Genomic DNA, 23,882 nt, shown 5'->3' with positions numbered 1-23,882 from the left:
CCCCTTTGTTATAGTCTGTCTACTACTGTCATTCCAACCTTAAAAGCGGTGTAATATCATAATAAGATGACTGCTTATAATTGCTTATAATGTTATATACTAGCTTCCACCATCAAGATTGCTGGTACGATACGGCGGTCATCTGACACGGCTCACATATGAACATGTAATACATACCCTCACCATATTTCTCAACCTCGCCCCAGTCCAGTTGTGCGACAGCCTTCATTCTCGTGGAACAGCGTGGACATGTTGGGTACTCCGCATCTTGAACCCATCCCGGATGGCCGCCGACCTGAGATAACGATGGCTCCATCGCCCACTCACTGGCATGGAATGCATGACGCGATGCATTCGCAATCCCAAACTGCTGGCCAACATCCGGTGCAAGTTTACCATAGTCGTCCAGGTCAATCTCTTCCATTCCCGCAGGCATGACATTATGTGAACTCCATAACGGTTCCCCTGCTACGTCCAGCTCCATGTAAACCACACCGTAACTGCTGCATATCACGCAAGTCCGTATCTGAAGTTGCTGAGCATGCCAAGAAACGTCATTCAATGCTGGATGCTTAACATCCAGACTAATTAAGGTGGTTAACGCATTGCCACACCATGGACAGCAATTGGCGCTAGGGTTCAGCATCGATAGTGAACTTCCGGTTAACTCCACGTTAGGTCCTTCATTCTCTTTTACTTTATAGAGTGAATAACTTGGGGTGATGAATAATTCCCTGCGCTGCCCGTCTTTTGTAAGCTCCCAACCAGCTTCAGTGGTGTAATGCTCAGGTGCCACGTATAATTCGTTCGCCCAAGATGGAGGAGATTGTCTCCACTGCCGGAACTGCCGCACGACAACATCATCTCCGATATGGGCCAGCATGAGCAATATGTGGTTCCGATTCTCATCATCGGTATCCACCTGCTGCAAGAGATGATCACGAGCCTCACCCGAGGCACTTTTATACAAAATGGCAGGATAATATATCTCCTGTTCCAGCAGCTCAGGAATTTCGGCAGTCAACGATATATCATGGTAGCAGACCAGATATACCAGAATGTCTTTGCCCGTATCTTCATCACCTGTACGAATCCGTTGCATCGCGTAATCCTTCATCTGATCTTGTTGCTCTACAGACAAGGATAGATATACTTGTTCCTCGGATTGTTCATAGGGTGTATAACGAATTAGTGGATCGCGAACCTGAGGTTTGTGCATGATTTTCAAAACTTCGACCGGGTCTGTGATACCTGCATACAGGTTCACGTCACGTCGATTCGCTTCAATGTATCTCTGGCGCTCCTCGCGTTCCATCTCCTGCTTGCAGGGCATGCAATAACCACCCGTTTTCAACGCTGTTGCTGGTAAAATGGTATTTGCACACCCTTCCCGTATACACGGAATTCGTTCTGTCATCCCTCCACCCCCTCTACTATCTGCTCGCTTCATCATGCCATGACAAACACGCCACAACGTGACGTGCTTGTCCCTTACTCCATATTTAAATACCTGCGTGTACCATAAAGGAAAATACGAATCAGTGATGTCCCAACTGGTCCTTGGTAAATTCGTAAAAGGCAAGCGCATCTTCACTGCTGGCAAAGCCTGCTTGAGCCATCTTTTCACTGCCTCCACCTTTACCCTGGTATGCTCCAAGATTACCTTTGAAGAAAGGTCCACAAGCCCATTCAGGCGGCTGGCCGTTCTGTGCCAGAACTACTTTGGCCTCTGAGATACTGGCAAAGAGTACAAGCCCCTCATGGTCTGCCGTCAGCTTGGTAGCAAGACTCTGCATATCCTTGAGCGATTTGTCTTCAAAGACCTGAGCAATTACCAGCCCTTGCCGAGCGGCCAGAAGTTCCTCCGCATAATAGGCATCATTGGTTGTTTTTACTGCATTCAGCTCGGTTTGTAGCTGTTTTTGCTCCAGTTCCATTTTCTCAATACGTTCCAATAATTCGTCCTTGCTGGTCTTTAATTTAACCATGATGCTATTGAGCACGTTTTGTGTAGCTGTGAATTCACTCAGGGCTCTTGTTCCACATTTGAAATAAATGCGGGTGCCGCCCTTCACTTTTTCAGTTTTCAACAGTTTGATGATCCCAATCTCACCCGTCGCCGACACATGCGTTCCACCGCAGGCGTTATACTCCACACCCTCGATCTCGACGATGCGAATGTCTTCCGTTACCGTAGGTTGCTTCACCAATGGTAACTGTGCAGCCTCTTCTGCTGTAACCCAAGACGTGTTGATGCGAGCGTTACGATAGATCTGACGATTCACTTCTTGTTCAATGGCGGTTAATTGATTCGCTCCCAGTTCAGCCGTAGCCACATCAATCGTGTCATACTCCGTACCGAGATGGAAACTGAGGGTCATCGCTTCAGTCAGCTTTAGAGTGATTGCCGATAACAAATGCTGACCCGTATGCTGCTGCATATGATCGAATCTGCGCTCCCAGTCAATCTCACAATGTACCTCAGTCTCTTCAGGGGTACGTTCCAGCTTATGCCATACTTCGCCATCTTCAATGTTCACATCCAGAACAGCGATGCCACCAATTTGTCCCAGATCACAAGGTTGTCCGCCCCCATGCGGGTAAAAAGCAGTCTCCGCCAGCGTGACATATACACCGTCTTCCTTGTCTACTCTGTCTGTAATCGTTGTATGCCACTCTCTTGTATAAGCAGAGTCATAATAGATTTTTTGCGTCATTGAATCATCCCGATCCCTTCTCGTTCAAATGGTTTTTTACCGATCTGCACCTAACCTCCAGATTACACTATCTGGAACTGCGAATCCAATTTAAGGCACATAAGATCGCTCCCCCATATCAAAAAGACCGCTCTGTAAGCCAAGCTACAGAGCGGTCCCTTACTTATATCCACGTTTAATGTAACGTTGGATATGGTTTGAGCTATGATTACACCGGAACGGAGATTGCAGACATATTACTTATTATAGACACAAGAGCGAAGCAGACAGAAAGGACCTGAAGAAGCGAAGCGTGCTCCTTTATCACCGGATTTCTACCTTCAGGGGGAAAATCATTAAAATCCGGGGATAAGAGAGATCGAAAGGTTTTCTGTCTGTGTAGTTCCTGAGTGTCAAATCAAGTATGGTCTGCAATCGGAGTGGTCAAGTATAGTCCTAGGTGCATTCCATGTCTTTTTTTACATTAAACCAAATTCCAGAACAGGGCGGTATTCGCCACCGTAACCATCGTGAACAATAATGTGTTCACAAATGCGGCGAGCCATACATTATTCGTTTTTTCAAACATTTTGCGTGCATACACGGCAGCGATGATGAGACAAGGCACCAGTGCAAAGAGCAAAATGCCATTCAATGCCTGACCTGGATACAACGCCACACCTGTCATAAAGTCTTTGCCGTATTGCACCAGCAACCACAGCACCAACCCGCCAACATTCAGTACAATCGTCAGTAACGTTCCGCTACGTTTGCCGCGTGTGTTGGCATTCAGAGCAACTGCACTGACAAAGTAATAAATCAGGAAGAACGGTGTATACCGTAAGGCGGTAATGAAGTGTTCACTCTCGAACGTACGGACCGCAAACGTCCAGATCCGGAAATCTGTTCCGAAGATCGCCTGCACTACAAACAGCAATGCGTATCCGATGACTACTGCGAGCACCGCGGTCACCAAGCTGGCAATGATCGTAACAGGATTCAAGCTGATACCATAATCGCTGAAACGGGTTCCTGCATCCTTTTTAGAGAAATAATGGAAGGCAAAGGTCACCAGGATCATAATTAACGCCGAAACCAACGCCCAATACACAATCTGGTTCGTTGTTGGTTCATTGAAGTACGAACTTGTAACCACAATCTTGTCTGCATATTGGAAGACAAGCCACATCACTAGGGACACAACAGCCAGAAGCACGCTGCCTACCGCAATATTTTTCATCCGGCGGCTTGATGTATAGTCGTTCTTCTTGCTTCCAGCCATCACGAACCCAATAATGGCTCCAAGCACACTCACGGCAAGTACAATCAGAGCGATGATGCGAAGCACATTCAATCCATTTGCCTCTTTATCCATCAAGGTTGGGAATAAGACCGCTGGAATCAGGGTGCTGAATGCGATAGCAAGCCAATAGATTGATTTTTGTTTCCCACTGACTGCTGCGGACACCGTTGCAATCTCTCCCGTTACCGTTTTGCGCAAGAACGGCAGTCTGATCAACAACGTAATCAGCGGCACAATCATCAAGAAGAATCCAATCAGAGCGACAAAGTTAAATGCCTCTTTCGCCCACCAGATCTGATTGCCCGAATCCAGATTCACATTGGTCTGATTAGGCGACGTCACACCATTAAATGCATGTGCATAGAAGTCGATTAGATGCCCAGTTGTTGTACGCGAGAAATGGTTCCATGGGTGAGTCTGATTAGGTGTAAACAGAATATGCTCACCCGTTTGGGAAGGACGTACCACTTTTCCGTCTACGGTCAGATCGCCGGATGGTACTTTGGTAAATGTATCGGTCGTACCTCTTGGCGCATCAGGTGCAAGGCCAAGGAAGGCTTTACCCGAAGCCGTTGCTGCAAAATCCTTGCGAGTCACCGTACCTTGTACTTCTTTCTCCGCGGCTGTTTTCTCTTCATCTGATTTGTTGAAGAAAAACTCGTCATATTTCCCCGCGACCATGCCCACCGTCCGACTGCCAAATGCAGCCTGAAGCTGATCCTGTGGCGCAACCGCCGCAGCGTAAGAGTAATCCGCACCTGCTGAGATGCCTGTGTAGATCATACGGTATCCTGTTTGAAGGGAACTCATCTCGTCCATGTACATTGACAACAGCGTTGAGAACCCACCCATGGAGTGACCGCTGACTGCCACGTAGGCATTGCCTTTCTCATCTTTCTTGGTGAAGTCCTGCTCATAAATATATTTGGCTGCATCAAACTGCGAGTATATCCAGAACGTTCCGAACAGATCCTTTACCGGAATATCTGCACTCCAGCGGGAATCCCCGTGGTCATACATGTCCAGTGCAAGCACAATATAGCCGCGTCGGGACATCTCAATAGCAGGTGCATCCTGCATTTCTTTCGTATTCAGATATCCATGTGTTGTAATAATGACCGGACGTTTATCATCCGCACCTGCCCCTTTAGGCATGTAGAGCAGACCCGATAGCGTGCCGTGATCGGCTTGGAATTTGATCTCTTTGACCTTAACGGAATAAAAGGAAGAGTTGAACATTCCAGCAAACAAGCTGCCGAAAATGACCAAAACGAGTGATAAAACCAACAACCCCTGCGGTTTTTTTAAGAATGATGTGACTGTTCTCATAAAGGTCCCCTTAATAAATATAAAATACTAGATAAATGAATGAATAATAGTGCATTGTAGATACGTCCAAAGAGCTATTCAAATTAGATGTAAATGATAACATGTAAAAATTGACTTAGTATGGCCTAAAAAAGGCACACATAACGGCGCCGGACGTCCGGCGCCATTACCTGTGTCACTTGCTGCATAGTAGCTTAACGTTTGCTGACTCAATCTCTATACCTGTCTGATGAATGACGCTGGGCAAACCCGTGACCAATCTTATTTCATCGACTCAGATAATTCTGTGAAAATAACACCCAGCGCATACGCGCCAGCATCCGGGTAGCCCAGACTACGATCGCCGACGGCACCTGCACGTCCCATACGTGCCACGATGTCTTCCGTTTTCTTCGCACCTTCAACGGCTGCTGCTGCACCTTTGGCAAATGCTGTTTTGAAGTCATCGCCAGACTCCGCACTTTGAGTCCAGGAATCGGCACACGGAACGAGTGCATCGATCAAGGTTTTATCACCTACAACGGCACCACGTCCGAAGGAACGTTCTCCTGTATACTGAATCCCTTGCACCGCTGCATGGATCATCTCAGCGAATTCAGCAACGTTTAATTGCTGTTTATCCCCTACTGCTTTGCCAGCTGCACGGAATGCCGAACCCCAGATTGGGCCGGATGCGCCACCACAATATTCCATGATGACCAAGGAACATGCATCGAGAAATGATCCGATGTCTTTTTTATCTTCGTTAATGATGTGATTCCATTCGCGTTTCAACTGGCGGAAGCCTTTTGCCACACTCATACCGAAATCGCCATCACCGGCATGTGAATCCAGTTCACAGAACGGTACCTCGTTCTTGATGATGATCTCGCCCATTTTATCGATCAGATAGACGACATTGTTCAGTGAAAATTGATTGCCTTTGATGACCGCAGCTGATGCATCCGTCTCCACTTCGTAAGATACGGGAGCATCTTCACCCACAACAGCTTCCAGCGCTTCGGAATACGCCACTTGTGCTGCTGGAGGGCCGGATACTTTAAATGCAGGTGTATCACTTTCCTTGAACAACAGCGTTTTTAGTTCATCATCCAGTTTCAGGATCGTAACCGACGCACCCGCCATATCGATACTTGTCATGTAGTTGCCTACAAACGTAGTAGCGACCTTCAGACCTGCATGTCCAGCAAGCTCACGCTGAACGGAATTGTTGAGCAGATACAGTTCTTGCAGTGGTGTTGCACCAAAACCATTCACGAGCACCGCAATCTCAGCGGATGCATCCTTATCCAGCTTCATGTCTGCGAGCAATGCTTCGACCATACGTCCTGCCAATTCATCAGCCGATACGATTTTCTCCCGGCGAATCCCTGGCTCACCATGAATCCCTACGCCGAATTCCATCTCATCTTCAGCAATTTCGAATGTAGGCGTGCCTTTGGCGGGCACCGTACAGGATGTGAATCCAAAACCAATACTGCGCACGTTCTGAGCTGCTTTCTCAGCAACGGATTTCACATCAGCCAGACTGCGGCCTTCTTCGGCTGCTGCTCCGGCGATCTTGTGAACCAGTACAGTTCCGGCAACGCCGCGACGCCCAACGGTATACAAACTGTCTTGTACAGCGATGTCATCCTCAACACGTACATACTGTACGTTGATGCCATCTTCTTCAGCCAGATGTGCTGCATTTTTGAAGTTCATCATGTCGCCGCTGTAGTTCTTGATGATCAAGAGTGTACCCTTGTTGCTGGCTGTTGCCTTGATCGCTTGATAAACCTGGATTTGGGAAGGAGATGCGAATACATCTCCACACACCGCTGCATCCAGCATGCCTTTACCCACATAACCAGCGTGAGCCGGTTCATGTCCGCTGCCTCCGCCACTGATCAGACTGACTTTATCAGCCTGAATCTCTCTGCGTTTGATGACTTTATATTTTTTCAGAAATTCAAGCTCCGGGTGTGCAAGCGCAATCCCGTTGCACATTTCAATAACAACATGTTCGGCCTGGTTAATAATTTTCTTCATTATTTTACCTCCCGGCGAGCTGCTTTGTACTCACGGCCCATGCGGTCAGCCGCTGCAATGGCAGCAGCTACTTCAGGAACGGTGATTGGGAACGGCATGGCGTGAATGGATTCTTCCGGAATACAAGCGATCTCTGCCACTTTCAACAGTTCTTCCTGACTAATCGTATCTACACCGATATCCGCCAAGCTGATCGGCAGTCCCACTTCGAGACAGAAGTCCATGACTTCATGCAGCTCTTCAGTTGGTGCATTTTCAAGGACGAGTTGTGCGATTGTACCGAAGGATACTTTTTCACCGTGGAAGAAATGATGTGTGCCTTCCAGAACAGTCAAACCGTTGTGGATCGCATGTGCTGCGGCCAGACCGCCACTTTCGAATCCAAGACCTGACAACAGAATGTTAGTCTCAACGATGTTTTCCAGGGCTTGTGTCACAACGTTGCTGTCACTCGCTACTTTCGCTTTTGCACCATCAGTCAGCAGCATTTCATAACACAATTTTGCCAATGCAAGTGCCGCATTCGTACCTACTGCAGATGGGGTATATCCTTCGCGGGAACCCATTGGCAGACTTGCGTTTACACGGGAATAAGATTTCGCTGTTGCTCTTGCTTCGAAGTATGTAGAGAGCGCATCTCCCATACCGGATACGAGGAAACGTGTTGGTGCATTAGCAATTACCGTTGTATCAACGAGTACCACACTCGGGCTTTGTTTGAAGTAAGCATAGTCATCAAAAGAACCATCCGGTGTGTACAATACAGCGGAGTGACTTGTCGGTGCGTCTGTTGCCGCAATCGTTGGGCAGATGATCAGTGCTTCACCTTCAGCTACACATTTAGCCGCATCAATGGCTTTACCACCACCAAGACCGATGGTAGAGTCACATCCTTTTTCCTTTGCGATCGCTTGCAGACGAGCAACTTCCTCACGGGAACATTCCCCTTTAAAACCGCTTTCAACAAACGTAATATTAAATTTCTCGGCTGTTGCATCCAGCTTTGCTTTGACACGCTGTACATCATCTGGATGTGCAATCAGCAAAGCAGATTCTCCGAAGGATTTAACAAAGTACCCCAAGTTCAACAACTCGTCTTCGCCTTGTACATATTTAGTTGGGCTGATAAATGCTTTTCTCATAATATTATATGCCTCCTAAGGATATGAAATAGTGTAGTGATTACATCAAATTTTAATTTCTTACAATTGACCTTAATATAACGCATGAGCAGCAGGTTTACAGTGGACTTTGATAACAAATTATTATAATTTACAATCGTAATTTTTTGCTTTTTGGCACAATCATGGTATCTTATTGTCATGAGATGGTTGAATTTTGACCTCCCATTATACATTACCCGTCATCAATACATCTTAATATGTACAACTTGCTAACTTTTAACGGCCTAAATTATGAATCTGGTTAGCCTATGGAGGTTGCACCAATGATCAAAGAATATCTGCATATCAATAAAATTCTGGACCTTAATAAATGGAAGCGTCTACAAGATTCTCTCGCAACAGTAACCAAACTGGCGATCCTCACCGTTGATTATAAAGGCATTCCCGTAACCAGTCACAGCAGCTGTCAGGCTTTCTGCCAGAATGTCCGTAAAGATCCGGAGCTTCTCCCCTACTGTCAAAAATGTGATTCACGCGGTGGTCTGGAAGCCGTTCGATTGAATGAACCTTATGTGTATTTATGCCATTTCAATATTATTGATATCGCGATTCCAATCACGATTGATGGCAAATATATCGGTGCCGTCATGGCAGGACAAGTGAAACTCGCCGATCCGGAAAAGGGTAGCGACTTGGAGCAAATTGTCACGTCCAAAAACGTACCCCTGCATGCAGCCAAGTTGGAGGAATTAAAGGATGATTACGCCCAGCTACCTGTGATGACCTATGAAGAGATTGTGAAAATCTCTAACATGTTATCCCTGCTCTGCAACTACATTGTGGAAGAAGCGCTAAACAAAAATCTGTTAGTTGAAATGTTCGAAAAAGCTTCAGGCAATCAGGAGACTCTAAACCTCTCCACCATTTTGCCGGGTTACTCCATTCGTAATATCGAGTCGATCAAAAAAGAGATGACCAATGCGATAGCGGATGCTTATCTGAAGAACAGCCCAAGTGACACGGAAAGCTCCAGCCCGGTGCTTCAGCCTGCTTTTGAATACATTCACAGTCACAAGAGTGAGCAGGTTTCACTCAAACAAATGGCCGATCTATGCCACCTGAGTCCGAGTTATTTCAGCAGACTGTTTGCCAAGGAAACCGGTGAGAACTTCACAACCTATCTGGCTAAACTCAAGATTAAGTGGGCTAAACAATTGCTGGAGGTCACCGACATGCCTGTCTCACAGATCAGTGATGAGCTGGGATTTAATGAATCGGGATATTTTATCAAAATATTCAAAAAGTTCGAGGAAATTACGCCTGCTCTCTATCGCAAATACCTCCAGGAGAAAATATAGGTTCACTGATACTTTTTTCGTATCAAAGATGAGGTTAAAAGATATTTCACCTATTAATCTGCCATTGTTACAATGGAGTCCAGATGACTTAGGGAGGCGACATGAATGGAATATCGCAAATTAGGAAACAGTGGATTAACCGTCAGTGAGATTTCACTCGGCAACTGGATTACGCATGGAGCGCAAGTCGAGGATGGAATAGCAGAAGCTTGTGTGCGAACCGCATTGGATGCAGGTATTACCACATTTGATACCGCAGATGTGTACTCCAATACCAAGGCAGAGTCCGTACTGGGACAGGCTCTTAAGGATATACGAAGAGAAAGTATTGAACTGTGCACCAAAGTCTGTCACCCAACCGGCACAGGTCATAATGACCGCGGACTTTCACGTAAACACATCATGGAAGCCTGCAATGGTTCATTACGGCGGCTACAGACGGATTATATCGATGTCTATTACGCTCACCGTTATGATTACAACACTCCGCTGGAAGAGACGTTTCTGGCATTCTCCGATTTGGTGCGTCAGGGCAAAGTCCATTACATTGGCGTAAGTGAATGGAACGCAGATCAGATTGCAAGAGGAGCCGCTTTGGCGCGGGAACTTCATGTCCCCTTCATTGCAAGTCAGCCGCAATATTCGATGTTGTGGCGTGTGATTGAGCAAGAAGTCGTACCTGCAAGCGATCAAGCAGGGCTGGGACAGATCACATGGTCTCCTCTTGCTCAGGGTATACTATCAGGCAAATATGCGCCTAACGCAGCATTGCCCACCGGATCACGTGCAGCTGCTGAGGCAGGAGCACCCTTTTTCAATAAACTGGCTGGTCAGTGGTTACGTGAAGATGTTCTTACCGCTGTGCAACAACTTGTTCCACTCGCTAAAGAGATTGGTCTAACTCTCCCCCAACTCGCTGTGGCGTGGGTTCTTCAGCATACGTATGTTAGTTCCGTCATTATCGGTGCATCCCGGCCAGAGCAGGTATTGGAGAATGTAAAAGCTTCTGGTGTGAAACTGGACCCTGCGATCATGACTCGTATTGATGAAGTATTGAATCCATGGATTGAGCGTGATCCAACCAAGACGGGTTAAACACATTCATCAACAAAGTTCATAAAACGGGATACCACTTCCTGATTCATATCCGTCCGCCATGCCGTGTACAACGGTACGGAGGGCGGATTTTCTTGTAATGGAAGAAAGACTACACCCTTACGCTGGAACACATCCACCGAGGACGGAACAATGGAAATGCCCATGCCAGCCGCAACGAGATTCACAATCGTATACATCTGGATCGCTTCCTGCGTAATTCGAGGGTCTACGCCATGCTCCCTGCAATAATCCAGAACGAGACGATGGAACGGAGAACCCAGATGCCTTGGGAATAAAATAAAATCTTCATCCGCCAGTTCTCGAATTGAAACTTGAGTCTGAGAAGCCAACGGGTGATGATCTGGCAATACGGCAATCAACGTTTCCATCTGGCAGGGGCGGAACGAGACATGACGAGTATCTTCCTGATATCTCAAAAATCCAATATGGATCTGTCCGTCTTCCAGTGCCTGCAATTGTTGGGACGAAGTCATCTCACGCAGCGTCAATTCAATCTGCGGATATGCAGCGCGAAATTTCCTAAGAACATCCACCATAATGCTCCCCGAAGCCGAATCCACAAAGGCTATGGTTATATGCCCGATGATGCCCTGATCTGCTTTTTGCGTAAGCTGAATGGATCGTTCGAGCTGGGCCATGATTAGCCTGGCCTGTTCCAGAAATACCGCGCCTGCCGGGGTAAGACGAACCATTTTCCTCGTGCGCTCCAACAGCTTCACGCCAAGCTCTTCCTCCAGATTCTGAATCTGCTGGCTCAGCGGTGGTTGCGTCATATTTAATTTTTCCGCTGCACGGTGAAAATGAAGTTCTTCTGCCACGGTGATAAAGTATCTTAACTTCCGAATATCCATAAGCCAATTGCGCATCCTTCCGTCTACCTTGTTAATTCATCTGTTCCTGAACCCAGATTGCCGACTCAGCCAGCATCGTCATCAATTCATTAAAGTCCACAGCAATCTCCCGCAGAGGAGTTTCCCCTGCATCGTGGATCAACATCAGCACCTTGCCTGAATTTTGATCCAGTATGGCCGTACTTCCTTCACCAAATCCACCAATCGGGAAAGGCTGGAGGTCAGCTGGCAGCTCGTATTCTTTCTCATATTCACGGTATACTTCCAAAAAATCCGGATAAGCCCAGCTCAGTTCTTTCACCGAATACAAGGCAGGGTCGCCGAAGTTACATGCACCGAATTCAAGCAAAAGTGCGCGATACGCTGCGGGCAGTTTTACATTATGCTTTTGCTCAAAATCCTCAATGCTCTGTTGTTTCTCAGGAGTACATCCATCTCCCATTGTTGTATCGTAGGCCTTGACCAAAAGATCACGAATCGGTTTCAATTCTATTGACGTCACTTGAACTCCCCCTTTTAGTTACCTTTCCCCACTGATCAGCCGTTGTGAATTCAATAGTTCTCCTTGAAGCGCAACACCTTACCCAAACAAGAGTCGAGCATTAAAATCAACTTCTTATCTCACCTGTTTACGCAACTCTTGATCCAGCCATTCCAGTGCTGCATGCAGCTTGTCCTGAGGAACTTTCTCATAACGATCACCCGTAGACAATTCAAAGGCACAGCTGTTCCCACTTGTTTTGTTCAGATATGAAGTCAATCCTATGCCATACTGCTGAGCCATTTGCACAAGAATTGGTTCAACTTCGGCAGCAGCGAGCGCAAAGTGCACATGGAACATATTTGATACAGGTACCTCGGGCAACGTTTGTATCCCGTGACACGCATTCAGTAAGAAGGCGAGTTCTTGAGCCTGCTCGTAATACAACTCCATTTTGCCAATCCGTTCATTGAAATAATACTGAGAACTCAAAATATACGGATACAGGCCGATTAGATCTCCGCCGTGCCGACGTTTCCATACTTTCGATTCTTGCATCACATCCGGATCACCCGCCAATATAGCCCCCGCAATACCTCCAATGCCTTTATAAAAGGATACATACACCGTATCAAACAAACTGCAAATCTCCGCAGGCGTTTTCTGATAATAGGGAGTAATCTCAAACAGGCGTGCCCCGTCCAGATGTAGCTTAATCCCGCGTTCACGGCAATAGGCCGAGATCGCTTCCAGTTCTTCATACGCCGGTAATTGCCCACCAATCTCACGTTGTGGCAGTTCCAACAGCAGACAGGCAATGTCCTGATCAAGCGCTTGTACATCTTCCAAACGAATCAAACGATCCTTGTCCGCAAGTAAAATTGATTCAATCTGATGCAACTCTTTCAGTCCGTCTTCCTCATGGATTTCAAGATGACACAGAGGGTGGTAAGCTACTCGTTTTACATCTTTGCGGTCACACCAGATCCGTAATGCAATCTGCTGCGCCATCGTTCCACTTGGAAAAAATACCGCCGATTCCTTGCCAAGAACGTCAGCCATCTGTTGCTGAAATTCTTCAATGAGTGGGCCGTTCCCGTAGTGGTCACTGAACAACTCCCCATCGATCTGGTCCAGTACGTTCTGAAGTACCTTCACTTGGCGACTGCCATGACCACCTACAATAAAGTCTGCCTGATTAAATGCATCACCCAACGTTAACGCAGTTTCTTTCAAGATCACTCACTCCTTTATAGTGCATGTTCATAAACGGACTTTTGAACAACCTCTTATAGGTCTGGTTCTGTAATAATCTCAACCAAAGCGCTGAGTGCACTAGATATATGTTCACCACGGGAATACACAAATCCTACTTCCAACCGACAATAGGGATCAGGCAAAGACATCACCGCGATCTCACCTCTTAATTCTGCTTTGGTAACCGAAGAACGTGGCAGCAATGATACGCCGAGCCCGGCAGATACACCATTCAGAATCGTGTCCAGTGTTCCATATTCCATGATGTTAAGCGTGTGGATACCCTGATCGTTCAAAAAGGATTCCGCCTGAGTGCGATGAGTGCATCCGATCTCAAAAAACAACATCGGCCTGGACAATAACGTGTACATCTCATGTACTCCAGGTTCAGCGATCAACACCAATTCCTCGTCATACATCTTCATATAATTCAGCTCAGGATGATCAATCGGGCCATATATTAAGGCTCCATGCAATTCATGTTGGATGACCTTCTGGTTCAGTTCATGGGTCCCACCCGTGACAAGCGAATGTTTTACTTCCGGGTAACATGAAGTATATTCAGCCAAGAGCGGCGTCAGAAAAGTAGAAGCTGCTGTCTCTATGGCACCTAGACGAAGCATGCCAGCTGGTGGGTTACCCACTTGCGTGGCCTGCTCTGCTTCATATAATAATTCTAATATTCTATCCGCATACCCAAGCAGGTTCTCGCCTGCTGGTGTAAGCGACATCCCCCGATTGGAACGATGAAATAGCGGTACTTGCAGTTGGGTCTCCAACTGTTTAATCCGTGCTGTTACATTGGACTGCACATAATTAAGTGAGAGCGCAGCTTTACTGATACTACCTTCGCGGGCAACCGCCTGAAATATTTTCAAATCACCTGCATCCATACTCTGATCACCTGCTCGTCGTTATATCGGCATTCTGCATCATCCGATTCATGCAAAGTGCTTATCTATTATTTTTAATGATACTGACAATCATTTTTGTTCATTTTACGTGAATCTGCTCCGTCTGTACAATGAGGCTCAGTAGTGAAATCTAGCTACACAGACAGGAGGAATATTGAACATGAAAGCTATTGTCCATTCGGCCCAGAGCGGCCTTGCAGGTCTTCAATATACAGAGTCAATCTCTCGGGCACCAGAAGCCGGGGAAGTGCAGATTCAATTAAAATCCGCTGGTATCAATCATCGGGATCTATTCATCATGGCAGGACGCGGCCCTCAGGACATCCCACTCGTTCCCGGTTCCGATGGAGCAGGTATTATCGTAGCGATTGGCGAAAGCGTAAGAGGGTTCGCGATAGGAGATGAAGTCATTATCCATCCTACGCTCGGTTGGGAACATGCATCTGAAGTGCCCACCGTACCCGATATTGTTGGTGGCCCTATGGATGGAACACTGGCTCAATATATAACGTTGCCTGCTGAAAATGCCCTGCCTAAGCCAGCCCACCTATCCTGGGAGGAAGCAGGTGTGCTGTCCCTTTCAGCCCTGACGGCCTATCGCGCCTTATTCACTCGCGGTGTATTGAAGAAAGGTGAACATGTGCTCATTCCCGGTATTGGCGGTGGTGTAGCAACCTATGCCCTGCTCATGGCGGTTGCGGCAGGTGCCAAGGTGACCGTCACCTCCAGAAGTGAAGCCAAAAGAAATGAGGCACTGCGCTTGGGTGCTACCCATGCATTGGATAGTCATGCCGATTGGAGTACGCAGAACGATCTGGAACCTGTGGACATCATCTTGGATAGCATCGGACAAGCCATGTTCCCAAAATATTTTGATATAATCAGACCAGGTGGACGTATCGTGATGTATGGTGCAAGCTCGGGGGATGATCTGACCCTACTGATTCGCTCTATCTTCTTCCCGCAGATCAGTCTGATCGGCACCTCTATGGGCAGCCGTGAGGAGTTTATCCAGATGTTGCAATGGGTGGAGCAACATGACATACATCCTGTAATTGATGGCGTATATCCATTGCAAGACATAGTAAAAGCATTCGAACGTATGGAAAAAGGCGAGCAGTTTGGTAATCTGGCTATCCTTATGGAGTGATATCTATTTTGAGATGGGCCTTCATGAATTGTTGAAAATTGATTTACGATAATGGGGTGAATCCATCTGACCCGTCTCGCTAAACGTATACTAATTGTTCTTATTACTATTATCATTGTGGCCCAAATTCCTATGTTAAAAGAAACCTTAGCCCGAGGAGTTACTACGTTATATGTGAAGATAAAGTATCCCGAACATTCCTTTCAATTCCAAGACTTCATCTACGAGTCTCATTTCGGAAACTATATCATTTCTTATACTGATCAAGACGAACAACGCATTAGTCTGATGCTTGAGCCCAATTTTTTTCCGGCGCTCATTATATATGATCCATTGAATCAACCCATGAAAGACTAGTTTTTTCACACTATGAATCATTCAGGAGGTATCGATATGGACAATCGATTACATTTGGTCGAATTGGTCCGCAAATTGATGGATGCCGAAGGAACGGAAGCCGAGTTGGATGACATGTTAACGGAGCTACAGCAACAGGTTCCACATGCAGAGATCAGTAATCTGATTTTCTGGGATGATCGAGACCTGACGCCTGAACAGATTGTGGAAGAAGCCTTGGCTTCCCGTCCGATCATTCTCCCGCCCAAGCCATAATATTCTTCGTGAGGTGAACGGTAGGATATGTCTGACATGTCTGATATGAATCATAATAACAACAATGAACACCCTGATTTTAACGAAAACAGTGGAGAAGAAAACATATTAGTCAGAGGAGCGGCCTTTGCTATTCTTGTTGCACATCAACAAGTTAATGGTGCAGCATCCGCGTTAGAATCGCTTCAATCCGATCCTGATTTTGGCTCTTCTGCAATACGGGTACTGCATTCGAAACAACGAAGTAATAATCAATAAACCAAGTTCACCCTCCCCAATTTCCATAATTTCGTTATAATGGTAAGCAAGACACCATGCTATTGGAGGAGAATTATGGAAACGGAAGCTTTACGCAACGTGGAACAACTAGCTCTGAAGAAACACAAGATTTACAAACAAAGTTTAATCAGGTACCTCGCACGCTCCATGCTGGCCAGTATGTTTATCGGATTCGGCGTCATCGTGGCGTTTAAGACAGGTAACTTCTTTTATATGGAGCAGTCCCCGTTTACCTATCCGATGGCGGCAATTACGTTTGGGGCGGCCATCATTTTGATCGCCTATGGCGGGGGTGACCTGTTCACGGGCAATACGTTTTATTACACGTATGCGGCGCTGCGCAAGAAACTGCGCTGGTTCGAAGTGATCAAGCTGTGGATTGCGAGTTATAGCGGTAACCTGATGGGCGCAGCCGTGTTTGCCTTGTTAATTTACCTGACCGGATTGTTCGATTCGTCTCAGGTGAATGGTTTTCTGTTAAGCGTGGTGGAGCATAAGATGGAAGTTCCAACCATGCAACTCTTTTTCCGCGGAATTCTGTGTAACTGGCTTGTATGTATGGCGTTCTTTGTCCCGATGTTCATGAAGGAGAATGGAGCCAAAATGTTTGCCATGATGCTCTTTGTGTTCTGCTTCTTCATCTCGGGATACGAGCACAGCATCGCCAATATGTGTACGTTCGCGATTGCACTCGTGCTGAACCATCCGGGGACGATCTCAATTGAAGGTGTGATTCACAACCTGGTTCCCGTGACCTTGGGTAATCTGGTGGGTGGTGTGCTGCTGATGGGCTTCATGTATTATGCGGTGAACAAACCGTTTCTGGATGAAGAGACGCATTAATCTCTGGCAAAAAAAGCCCTCCTTCCGGCCCGGTCCTTCGACCGTGGCGAATCGGTAAGAAAAACCCAAAACACCCCGGCACCCTTCCCATCTCAGGGAAAAGGTTGCCGGGGTGTTTCTCTATGGGCAGGCTCACGGATAAGCCGCCTGCCCTCCACACGCATAGCCATGTGATACACAACCACATGGCTCCATGCGGTGGGTCGGCAAGCAGGCCGCAATCAGGTAGCCCTGTGTTGCCCGCTTGCCAACCCCATCCGTGGCTTAGAAGTACTCCCGCCACGGAGTATATTCAATATCGTTGTCGCCGCGCGTGACCACGATCATATTCTCGATTTTGCCCGTGTCCTTATTGGTACGGTAGATCATCGTACGTGTCTCGCCTTCTTCCGGCACAGAGAACAGGAACTTGTCCGCAACGAAGGAAGAACCAAGTCCAGTGGCATGTTCTGTAAAGGCAGAGCCCGTCTTGCTTGTGAGCAGCAGACCAATCCCGTAGGCTGTAGCGGTTTGTGCTGCTTTGCCAAAGAGATGCTCGCCTTGACTGGTCGTGTGCGTTTGCTCCGAATACCTATACTTTTCCGTATCCTTGCTATAGTCCACCACATTGCCCTGTTTATCCAGACTGATGGTGGTTGTTTCGCCCTTGTCGCTTTTCACCTGATACGTACCTACGATGGAATCCTCGGTAATTTTCACCGTCTTGCCCGTATTGGGGTCAGTCTGATAGATTACATCTTCATACTGAAGCCGAATGATGTTCATGCTGGCCTGAATCTGCTGCGCAAGTTCTTCGTCACCCATCTCTTTGGCTTTCTTCAGCATTTCCTCATAGTTCTGGTATTTCTCGGCATCCTTCTCATCCCATTCATCCATGTTCTTTGGTGGACCTGGCGTTTTGTCCAGATCATCACCTTTATTTTTGCCCATGGTTGATAGCGCCCGCGCTGCAGTCAGCGCCGTCATGATTGCCTGGCTCACTGCCTCTTCATCTGTCGTGCGGAAACGCTCGGCAATCTTCTTAAGCTCCGACTGAATGGACAGAACCAGTTCCAGAACAGATTTCATCGTGCCTTGAGCCGTTGAATAATCGTTATAAAAACGCTCACGCTCCATGCCATCCCAGTTGCTGCGCATGACACTCATCTTACCGTCCAATGTGGACATGAATCCCGATAATTGCTGATGTGCCTGAGCGAACTGCCCACTGACCGTCTCCAGTTGTTCCGGTGTCACCTTGATCTGTGTCATCCTGCACACTCCTCTTCGTGGTCATTATATCCCGTGGTTAACCAATGTGTTGCCCGAACAGAACTCTCCCAGATCTCGACCAACTTGTCATGATCCTGTTCCCGATATTCAACGACTAACATGTCCGACGTATGCTCCTTTTCTATTAAAAGTAAAAGGTTATGTAAAAGCCCGATCCTGGGATCGGACTTGTTTAATACATTAAATTTGAAATAACTCTACGTTTATTTTACCATGTCCATCATTCAATCTGTACCCATAATTTCCAAGCTTGAGTCAACGTTCTACCTCCGTTTTTGGCTTCCAACGGAAGGTTGCTGCCGATTGGGAAGGCAGTATATATCGAAACGAATCTCCGCTCATGACTACATCAAAGGAAACTTCTGCCTCACCCGTGTTAACTGCAACCAGCACCATCGTTCCATCCGGATTGCGGAAGGTTACGTTCTCTATCTTGCCCTGTTCTTGCGTGGAATCAACTCTCACAGCTCCCGGACGTACATAACGGCTGATGTGGCCTAACGCATAATACTCCACATTTCTGGTGATTTCGTCACTGTCGGGGTCAATCGTCACAACCCCACGACAGTTCTCACAGCCACCGTTCGTGGGTCCACCTTGCGGATCGAGTACGATGTTCCAGAACAGCACATTCTTCGCCCAGTTGCGAGGTGCACCAATAATGAGATTGGACATCTGCCAGCTCAGATTCTCGCCAAAATCAGGACTCCACTCCCCACCACTACATTCGGTAAAATAGATATTTTTGTCCGGGAAGCGCTCATGCACTTCCGACATGGCAGATGGATCACCTGCATAACAGTGGAAAGCAGATCCATCGATATAAGCAGCAGCCTGCTCATCACCAAGCACCTTGTCGGTATATTCAACCGCCTGATCCCAGTTATGATCATACGCAATGATTCGCGTGTCCAGTCCCGCATCCTGTAGCGCCGGGCCGAGATAATCCTGAATGAACATCGCTTGTTCTTCAGCTCCCATACTCATACTCGGATATTTGTCCGAGGTGAACTCCGGTTCATTTTGCAACGTGATCCCGTAGATGGGAATGCCCTTTGTCTGATAAGCTTTGATATATTTCACAAAATATCTCGCGTACGCTTCATACACCTGGGGATCGTTGTAATCCAGATACCAGCCGTTAGTGGTCTTTTCTCCATATTTCATCCAAGCTGGGGCCGTCCACGGTGTGCCAAATACTTTAAGATCCGATTTAAGACTAGCTACACGCTCCAGCATATTCACAACTTCCTGATCCTTTTCGATCGAAAAGGATTCCATGTCATAGTCCTTGCCAGACTCGATATCATCATAGGTATAACTCGAAGCTACACCTGATTCATCTACCGAATAATCGGAGGCACCAATCGTATGACGCACCATATCCATGTTCAGCCCTTCTGTTGTAAACAGTTCTTTCAGCAGTCGCTCTTGTTGTTCCTCTGGGAGCTCGTTGATCAGATGTGCCGATGAACCCGTCATCGCTGCGCCAAAACCATCCATGGTCTGATACGCCTTGTCCGGGTCAATCTGTATGGTGAACGCCGACGAAGAAATGTCTGGCTCCTGCGTTGAAGAAACTGAAGAACTTGTGTCTGCATCATGGTGATCGGTAATTGGAATGGGCTTCTGTCGTGCAAGCAGATTTTGCTGATCTCCCGTGGTTAACCAAACTTCGGCCGTTCTCTGTTTGTCCACAACCGGTGGCGGAGCGGGTTGTTCACTTCGGTTGAAGATAAGCCAGATTCCTATACCGACAAAACAAACAGCAGCGATCAACAGGATCATCCATCGTTTGAGATATTCTCGCCAACCTATGTTTATCATGCTTCACTCTCCTTCCATTGTGGAAAAAGCCGCGGCCACTAGGCCACGACTCATTTTCCTAATCTATATGAAGTAGAACAAACTGCATTTAACGAAATAACTTCACTGGGAGAACAACCTTCCAATCTCCATTATTGAACTTTTATTTACCGGACTTGCTTCCGATATTCACACTGCCTGTCAGACGGATATCATCCGATGCACTGCCAACATACACTTGGACTTTACCCTTAGGCATTACCCATTCATGGGATGTTTCATCCCAGTAGGACAATGCGCTGCGATCCAGTTGAATGTTGACCCGTTGCTGCTTGCCTGCCTTCAGATCTATCTTCGCCCAACCAGCAAGCTGCTTCTCTGGCGTTTCAACTTTAGTTGGCAGATTGCCAACATAGACCTGTACAACTTCTGCACCGGCAACTTTACCGGTATTGCGCAGATTCAGGGATACTTCTACAGTTTCCTTATCGCCTTTACCTGTGTTTTTCACATGCAGATTACGATAATTAAATTCGGTATACGACAGTCCGTGTCCAAAAGCAAACGCCGGTGTCATGCCTTCTTTGTCATATCCTTTATACCCTACAAAGATACCCTCGGAATAGTTGCCCACCCCGTTCACACCCGGGAATTGTTCCGCAGTGGATACCGGGGTCTGGGAATCATCTGATGGGAACGTCACCGGCAACTTACCGGATGGATTCACATCACCAAACAGCACACGTGCCACTGCATTACCTTGTTCCTGACCTGCATACCAAGCCTGAACGATGGATGGCACTTCTTTTTGCCAGGAATCCATTTCAACAGCGCGACCACTCATTTGCACCACGATCGTTTTGGGGTTGGCTGCTGCTACCTTGCGGATCAGCTGCTCCTGGTTATTCGGCAACTCCAGGTCGGAACGGTCGACGTAACCTTCACTGTCATACGTACGAGTTACCACGACGGCAACATCGGATTTTTTCGCCAGCTCAACTGCTTTTTGCATTTTAATATCCACAGCGTCGTCTGGAGCTTCCCAGCCAAAACGAACCTGTGCACCCATATCATGATTAGTCTGTACCGGGAAATCCGTACGATACTCAATTCGAATATTGTGGGACTCGCCTTCTTTGAATGTGATTTCTTTCTTCGTTGTACTCAATGTTTCACCTTGATTGTCTACGAGTAACTTATCATCCACATACAGTTTCGCAGAACCTAGACTGGTCAGGGACAGTTTATATTCACCCGTTTGAGGTGCTGTGATCGCCCCTGTCCAACGAGCAGACATTTTGGCATTGAATTTCGTAGGTGTCACTGGAAGCTTGGAAGACTGTGCGTTAAAACCTTCATAGTTGTAGAATCCAAGATTCATGTTGACCTGATGATCTGTACGGACCAAAGAAGGATTACCCTCCATATCTTTATTCGTCCAGTATTCAGCACGCAGACCGTATTCCGCACGATCTGTACCATAGTCTCTTTCACTTTCCTGAGCATCCGCTGGTGATAAAAGAGTAGAAGGTACGGCGGATGGTCCATTAAATGCATCCCCTGCGGAGATAGGATCGGTTCCGGCAGCATATTTTACATCCACACCGTTACCGGCACGGTTACGAATGCCTTGAAGTGGACTTACGGTATACGTCGGATTAACCAGACTGCTACCTCCACCAGCAGCAGATGCGTTATCTGCATCCGGACCGATGACAGCGATGGATTTCACGTTTTTCTTGGACAGCGGTAGCACATTATCGTTGTTTTGCAAAAGAACCATGCTCTCTTCTGCAATTTCACGTGCCTGTTTGCCGTCTTTCTTGGCATTGATTTGTGTATTCGTTACAGGGTTATCGAACAGCCCTTTATCGAACATTTGAAGCAAAATGCGTCTAACCTTCTCATCAATGGTTTGCTCGCTGACTTCGCCATTGTTCACGGCTTCCAGCAATTTGTCTCCCCATTTGCCGTAAGGCTCTCCCGGTGTCTCCAGATCCAGACCCGCATTGGCGGACTTGGCTGTGCTGAAGTTTGCACCGTAGTCACTCATGACAAACCCTTCGAAGCCAAACTGATCCCGAAGGACATTGGTCAGCATCTCCTTGTTCTCACAAGCATATGTACCGTTCACCTGGTTAAATGAACACATTGCTGAACCAAGATCCGCTTTTTCAACCATCGCCTGGAACGGACGTGCATAGACTTCCTGAATGGCACGTTCGCTGGCTGTTGCATTGGTCGTGAAACGTTCCGTCTCCTGGTTGTTCAGGATATAGTGTTTCGCTGTAGCGATAACTGGATTACTTTGAATCCCGTTCACATACGCTGCACCCATGCCGGAAGCCAGTAGCGGATCTTCCCCGAGAGATTCGAAGTTCCGGGAACCCCATGGTGTACGTGCAATATCCAGCCCAGGTCCGAGCACTACATTATGTGTTGTATCATGTGCTTCCTGACCGATCAGATCGCCATATTTCTTGGCCAGATTGGTATCCCAGGAAGCGGCAAGCGCGATGGGGGCAGGCAATGCCGTGGACTTTTTGTCCTGCACATCCGGGTTAGCCACACGTACTCCTGCGGGTCCATCTGCCATCTGTAATGCCGGAATGCCGAGGCGCTCCAATCCATCATTATAGAAACCATAATAGTTATTGACTTTACCAGTTACGAATCCAACTTTCTCCTCCAGCGTCATCTCCTTGAGCAACAGCTCGGTGCGTTCTTCCGCTGATAGAGATGTGTTCATCCAAGGCCGATTGGCCCCAGAATCCGCCTCCGCGGCGAAGGCGTGCAGCGGCATAGCCGCAACCGCCACGATGATTAATAACATAAACCATCGTTTGAGGAAAATCAGATTGAGTCTTCTGTTCATGTTGTAAGTTCTCCTTCTCTCTTGATCATTTTTCTTGTGCACATATTGAATACATGTATACAAGGGAATGCGAACTGGCTTGATCCCAGTCTTTCAAGCATTCAGGTCGTCCTGCACATGGCTTCTGAAACTGCAGCCTGCAAGCAAGTCAGCAGATTTCGCTTCCTAACGATAGCCGACATGATCATGAATTACATCCCCTTAAATTTGGTAAATGACTGATTAGAACAAGCCTAGTTCTTTGGAATCACCATGTTAACAATTCAGATAACAAAACAAGAAAACGAATTATTTACATTTCCGTAACTACTTTCGAACAAATTCTTTACTTTTAAAAACAGTCGGTTCGACCCACTCCCGATCAACCAATTAATGTAATTAATTATCAGATTAAGGAATATGATTAGACGATCTGGGTCCTAAGACTATTTGAAACCGGAACCAATCCGGCCCATTGAAATATCCAAAAATATAAAGGCAACTGAGGTCCCTTTTAACAGGTTCCTCAGTTGCCTTTATGTTTGGATTTCTCCATATTGTTCACTTGTCACCCCTGATTCTTGTTCTACACTCATTATATTG

The 23,882-nt window shown here is 47.0% G+C and carries 19 protein-coding genes; 6 read left to right on the top strand and 13 right to left on the bottom strand.

All coding sequences use genetic code 11. The features are described from left to right. Positions 1-112: 112 nt before the first annotated feature. The 5 genes from MHI48_RS04925 to MHI48_RS04905 all read right to left on the bottom strand — a co-directional run bounded on the left by MHI48_RS04925 (position 113) and on the right by MHI48_RS04905 (position 8,501). Positions 113-1,417 (bottom strand): DUF1963 domain-containing protein, encoded by a 1,305-nt coding sequence (locus tag MHI48_RS04925; RefSeq protein WP_076329777.1) that lies wholly within the window; start codon positions 1,415-1,417, stop codon positions 113-115. 121 nt (positions 1,418-1,538) lie between these two features. Further along, a complete protein-coding gene (locus MHI48_RS04920) occupies positions 1,539-2,717 on the bottom strand; it encodes an alanyl-tRNA editing protein (protein ID WP_076329778.1) in 1,179 nt (392 codons plus the stop codon). Between the two features lie 463 nt (positions 2,718-3,180). Continuing rightward, on the bottom strand, positions 3,181-5,328 hold the full coding sequence (locus tag MHI48_RS04915) for a hypothetical protein (protein ID WP_076329779.1): 2,148 nt from the start codon (positions 5,326-5,328) through the stop codon (positions 3,181-3,183). Positions 5,329-5,589: 261 nt separating this feature from the next. Next, a complete protein-coding gene (gene dhaK, locus MHI48_RS04910) occupies positions 5,590-7,359 on the bottom strand; it encodes a dihydroxyacetone kinase subunit DhaK (RefSeq protein WP_405143214.1) in 1,770 nt (589 codons plus the stop codon). Then, positions 7,359-8,501 (bottom strand): glycerol dehydrogenase, encoded by a 1,143-nt coding sequence (locus MHI48_RS04905; protein WP_017690500.1) that lies wholly within the window; start codon positions 8,499-8,501, stop codon positions 7,359-7,361. Before MHI48_RS04905 ends, dhaK begins: the two co-directional genes overlap by 1 nt. Positions 8,502-8,806: 305 nt before the next feature. Here MHI48_RS04905 and MHI48_RS04900 point away from each other — a divergent pair, with 305 nt between their 5' ends. Continuing rightward, positions 8,807-9,841, top strand: a complete 1,035-nt coding sequence (locus MHI48_RS04900; RefSeq protein ID WP_076329781.1) for a PocR ligand-binding domain-containing protein — start codon at positions 8,807-8,809, stop codon at positions 9,839-9,841. A gap of 105 nt (positions 9,842-9,946) precedes the next feature. Further along, a complete protein-coding gene (locus tag MHI48_RS04895) occupies positions 9,947-10,936 on the top strand; it encodes an aldo/keto reductase family protein (protein WP_340936916.1) in 990 nt (329 codons plus the stop codon). Here MHI48_RS04895 and MHI48_RS04890 read toward each other — a convergent pair. The 4 genes from MHI48_RS04890 to MHI48_RS04875 form a co-directional block, all read right to left on the bottom strand. Beyond that, complete coding sequence (locus MHI48_RS04890) at positions 10,933-11,811, bottom strand: LysR family transcriptional regulator (protein ID WP_076329783.1); 879 nt, start codon at positions 11,809-11,811, stop codon at positions 10,933-10,935. The two genes, MHI48_RS04895 and MHI48_RS04890, sit on opposite strands and share 4 nt — an antisense overlap. A 31-nt stretch (positions 11,812-11,842) precedes the next feature. Beyond that, complete coding sequence (locus MHI48_RS04885) at positions 11,843-12,313, bottom strand: SMI1/KNR4 family protein (protein WP_076329784.1); 471 nt, start codon at positions 12,311-12,313, stop codon at positions 11,843-11,845. A 114-nt stretch (positions 12,314-12,427) separates the two neighbouring features. Next, a complete protein-coding gene (locus MHI48_RS04880) occupies positions 12,428-13,528 on the bottom strand; it encodes a low specificity L-threonine aldolase (protein ID WP_076329785.1) in 1,101 nt (366 codons plus the stop codon). A gap of 53 nt (positions 13,529-13,581) precedes the next feature. After that, entirely contained in the window at positions 13,582-14,442 is an 861-nt protein-coding gene (locus tag MHI48_RS04875; protein WP_076329786.1) for a LysR family transcriptional regulator, read from the bottom strand. A gap of 181 nt (positions 14,443-14,623) precedes the next feature. Here MHI48_RS04875 and MHI48_RS04870 point away from each other — a divergent pair, with 181 nt between their 5' ends. From MHI48_RS04870 to MHI48_RS04855, 4 genes are all read left to right on the top strand, one after another. After that, positions 14,624-15,613 (top strand): zinc-binding dehydrogenase, encoded by a 990-nt coding sequence (locus MHI48_RS04870; protein WP_076329787.1) that lies wholly within the window; start codon positions 14,624-14,626, stop codon positions 15,611-15,613. Positions 15,614-16,006: 393 nt separating this feature from the next. Beyond that, positions 16,007-16,225: a bacteriocin immunity protein gene (locus MHI48_RS04865; RefSeq protein WP_083677597.1), complete on the top strand. Its 219-nt coding sequence runs from the start codon at positions 16,007-16,009 to the stop codon at positions 16,223-16,225. A 36-nt stretch (positions 16,226-16,261) separates the two neighbouring features. Beyond that, positions 16,262-16,483 (top strand): hypothetical protein, encoded by a 222-nt coding sequence (locus MHI48_RS04860; RefSeq protein WP_143781521.1) that lies wholly within the window; start codon positions 16,262-16,264, stop codon positions 16,481-16,483. A gap of 75 nt (positions 16,484-16,558) precedes the next feature. Beyond that, entirely contained in the window at positions 16,559-17,347 is a 789-nt protein-coding gene (locus tag MHI48_RS04855; RefSeq protein ID WP_036606169.1) for a formate/nitrite transporter family protein, read from the top strand. 264 nt (positions 17,348-17,611) lie between these two features. Here the strand turns inward: MHI48_RS04855 and MHI48_RS04850 are convergent, their stop codons facing one another. The 4 genes from MHI48_RS04850 to MHI48_RS04835 form a co-directional block, all read right to left on the bottom strand. Further along, positions 17,612-18,598 (bottom strand): WXG100 family type VII secretion target, encoded by a 987-nt coding sequence (locus tag MHI48_RS04850; RefSeq protein ID WP_036606168.1) that lies wholly within the window; start codon positions 18,596-18,598, stop codon positions 17,612-17,614. Then, on the bottom strand, positions 18,595-18,720 hold the full coding sequence (locus MHI48_RS04845; protein ID WP_282615757.1) for a hypothetical protein: 126 nt from the start codon (positions 18,718-18,720) through the stop codon (positions 18,595-18,597). The genes MHI48_RS04850 and MHI48_RS04845 overlap by 4 nt, the downstream gene beginning before the upstream one ends. Before the next feature lie 154 nt (positions 18,721-18,874). Next, positions 18,875-20,446, bottom strand: a complete 1,572-nt coding sequence (locus MHI48_RS04840) for a glycoside hydrolase family 30 beta sandwich domain-containing protein (protein WP_076329791.1) — start codon at positions 20,444-20,446, stop codon at positions 18,875-18,877. A gap of 142 nt (positions 20,447-20,588) precedes the next feature. Next, positions 20,589-23,300, bottom strand: coding sequence for a beta-glucosidase (locus MHI48_RS04835; protein WP_076329792.1), 2,712 nt, complete (start codon positions 23,298-23,300; stop codon positions 20,589-20,591). Positions 23,301-23,882: the final 582 nt, after the last annotated feature.

It is taken from the genome of Paenibacillus sp. FSL H7-0942 (assembly GCF_045040715.1).
Classification (GTDB): Bacteria; Bacillota; Bacilli; order Paenibacillales; family Paenibacillaceae; genus Paenibacillus; species Paenibacillus amylolyticus.
This window is presented reverse-complemented; position numbering and strand designations above follow the sequence as displayed.

Excerpts from the sequence above, each read along its gene's own strand:
- MHI48_RS04925 (WP_076329777.1), bottom strand. The coding sequence starts at position 1,417 with ATGACAGAACGAATTCCGTGTATACGGGAAGGGTGTGCAAATACCATT.
- MHI48_RS04920 (WP_076329778.1), bottom strand. The coding sequence starts at position 2,717 with ATGACGCAAAAAATCTATTATGACTCTGCTTATACAAGAGAGTGGCAT.
- MHI48_RS04915 (WP_076329779.1), bottom strand. The coding sequence starts at position 5,328 with ATGAGAACAGTCACATCATTCTTAAAAAAACCGCAGGGGTTGTTGGTT.
- dhaK (WP_405143214.1), bottom strand. The coding sequence starts at position 7,359 with ATGAAGAAAATTATTAACCAGGCCGAACATGTTGTTATTGAAATGTGC.
- MHI48_RS04905 (WP_017690500.1), bottom strand. The coding sequence starts at position 8,501 with ATGAGAAAAGCATTTATCAGCCCAACTAAATATGTACAAGGCGAAGAC.
- MHI48_RS04900 (WP_076329781.1), top strand. The coding sequence starts at position 8,807 with ATGATCAAAGAATATCTGCATATCAATAAAATTCTGGACCTTAATAAA.
- MHI48_RS04895 (WP_340936916.1), top strand. The coding sequence starts at position 9,947 with ATGGAATATCGCAAATTAGGAAACAGTGGATTAACCGTCAGTGAGATT.
- MHI48_RS04890 (WP_076329783.1), bottom strand. The coding sequence starts at position 11,811 with ATGGATATTCGGAAGTTAAGATACTTTATCACCGTGGCAGAAGAACTT.
- MHI48_RS04875 (WP_076329786.1), bottom strand. The coding sequence starts at position 14,442 with ATGGATGCAGGTGATTTGAAAATATTTCAGGCGGTTGCCCGCGAAGGT.
- MHI48_RS04870 (WP_076329787.1), top strand. The coding sequence starts at position 14,624 with ATGAAAGCTATTGTCCATTCGGCCCAGAGCGGCCTTGCAGGTCTTCAA.
- MHI48_RS04865 (WP_083677597.1), top strand. The coding sequence starts at position 16,007 with ATGGACAATCGATTACATTTGGTCGAATTGGTCCGCAAATTGATGGAT.
- MHI48_RS04860 (WP_143781521.1), top strand. The coding sequence starts at position 16,262 with ATGTCTGATATGAATCATAATAACAACAATGAACACCCTGATTTTAAC.
- MHI48_RS04855 (WP_036606169.1), top strand. The coding sequence starts at position 16,559 with ATGGAAACGGAAGCTTTACGCAACGTGGAACAACTAGCTCTGAAGAAA.
- MHI48_RS04850 (WP_036606168.1), bottom strand. The coding sequence starts at position 18,598 with ATGACACAGATCAAGGTGACACCGGAACAACTGGAGACGGTCAGTGGG.
- MHI48_RS04845 (WP_282615757.1), bottom strand. The coding sequence starts at position 18,720 with ATGTTAGTCGTTGAATATCGGGAACAGGATCATGACAAGTTGGTCGAG.
- MHI48_RS04840 (WP_076329791.1), bottom strand. The coding sequence starts at position 20,446 with ATGATAAACATAGGTTGGCGAGAATATCTCAAACGATGGATGATCCTG.
- MHI48_RS04835 (WP_076329792.1), bottom strand. The coding sequence starts at position 23,300 with ATGAACAGAAGACTCAATCTGATTTTCCTCAAACGATGGTTTATGTTA.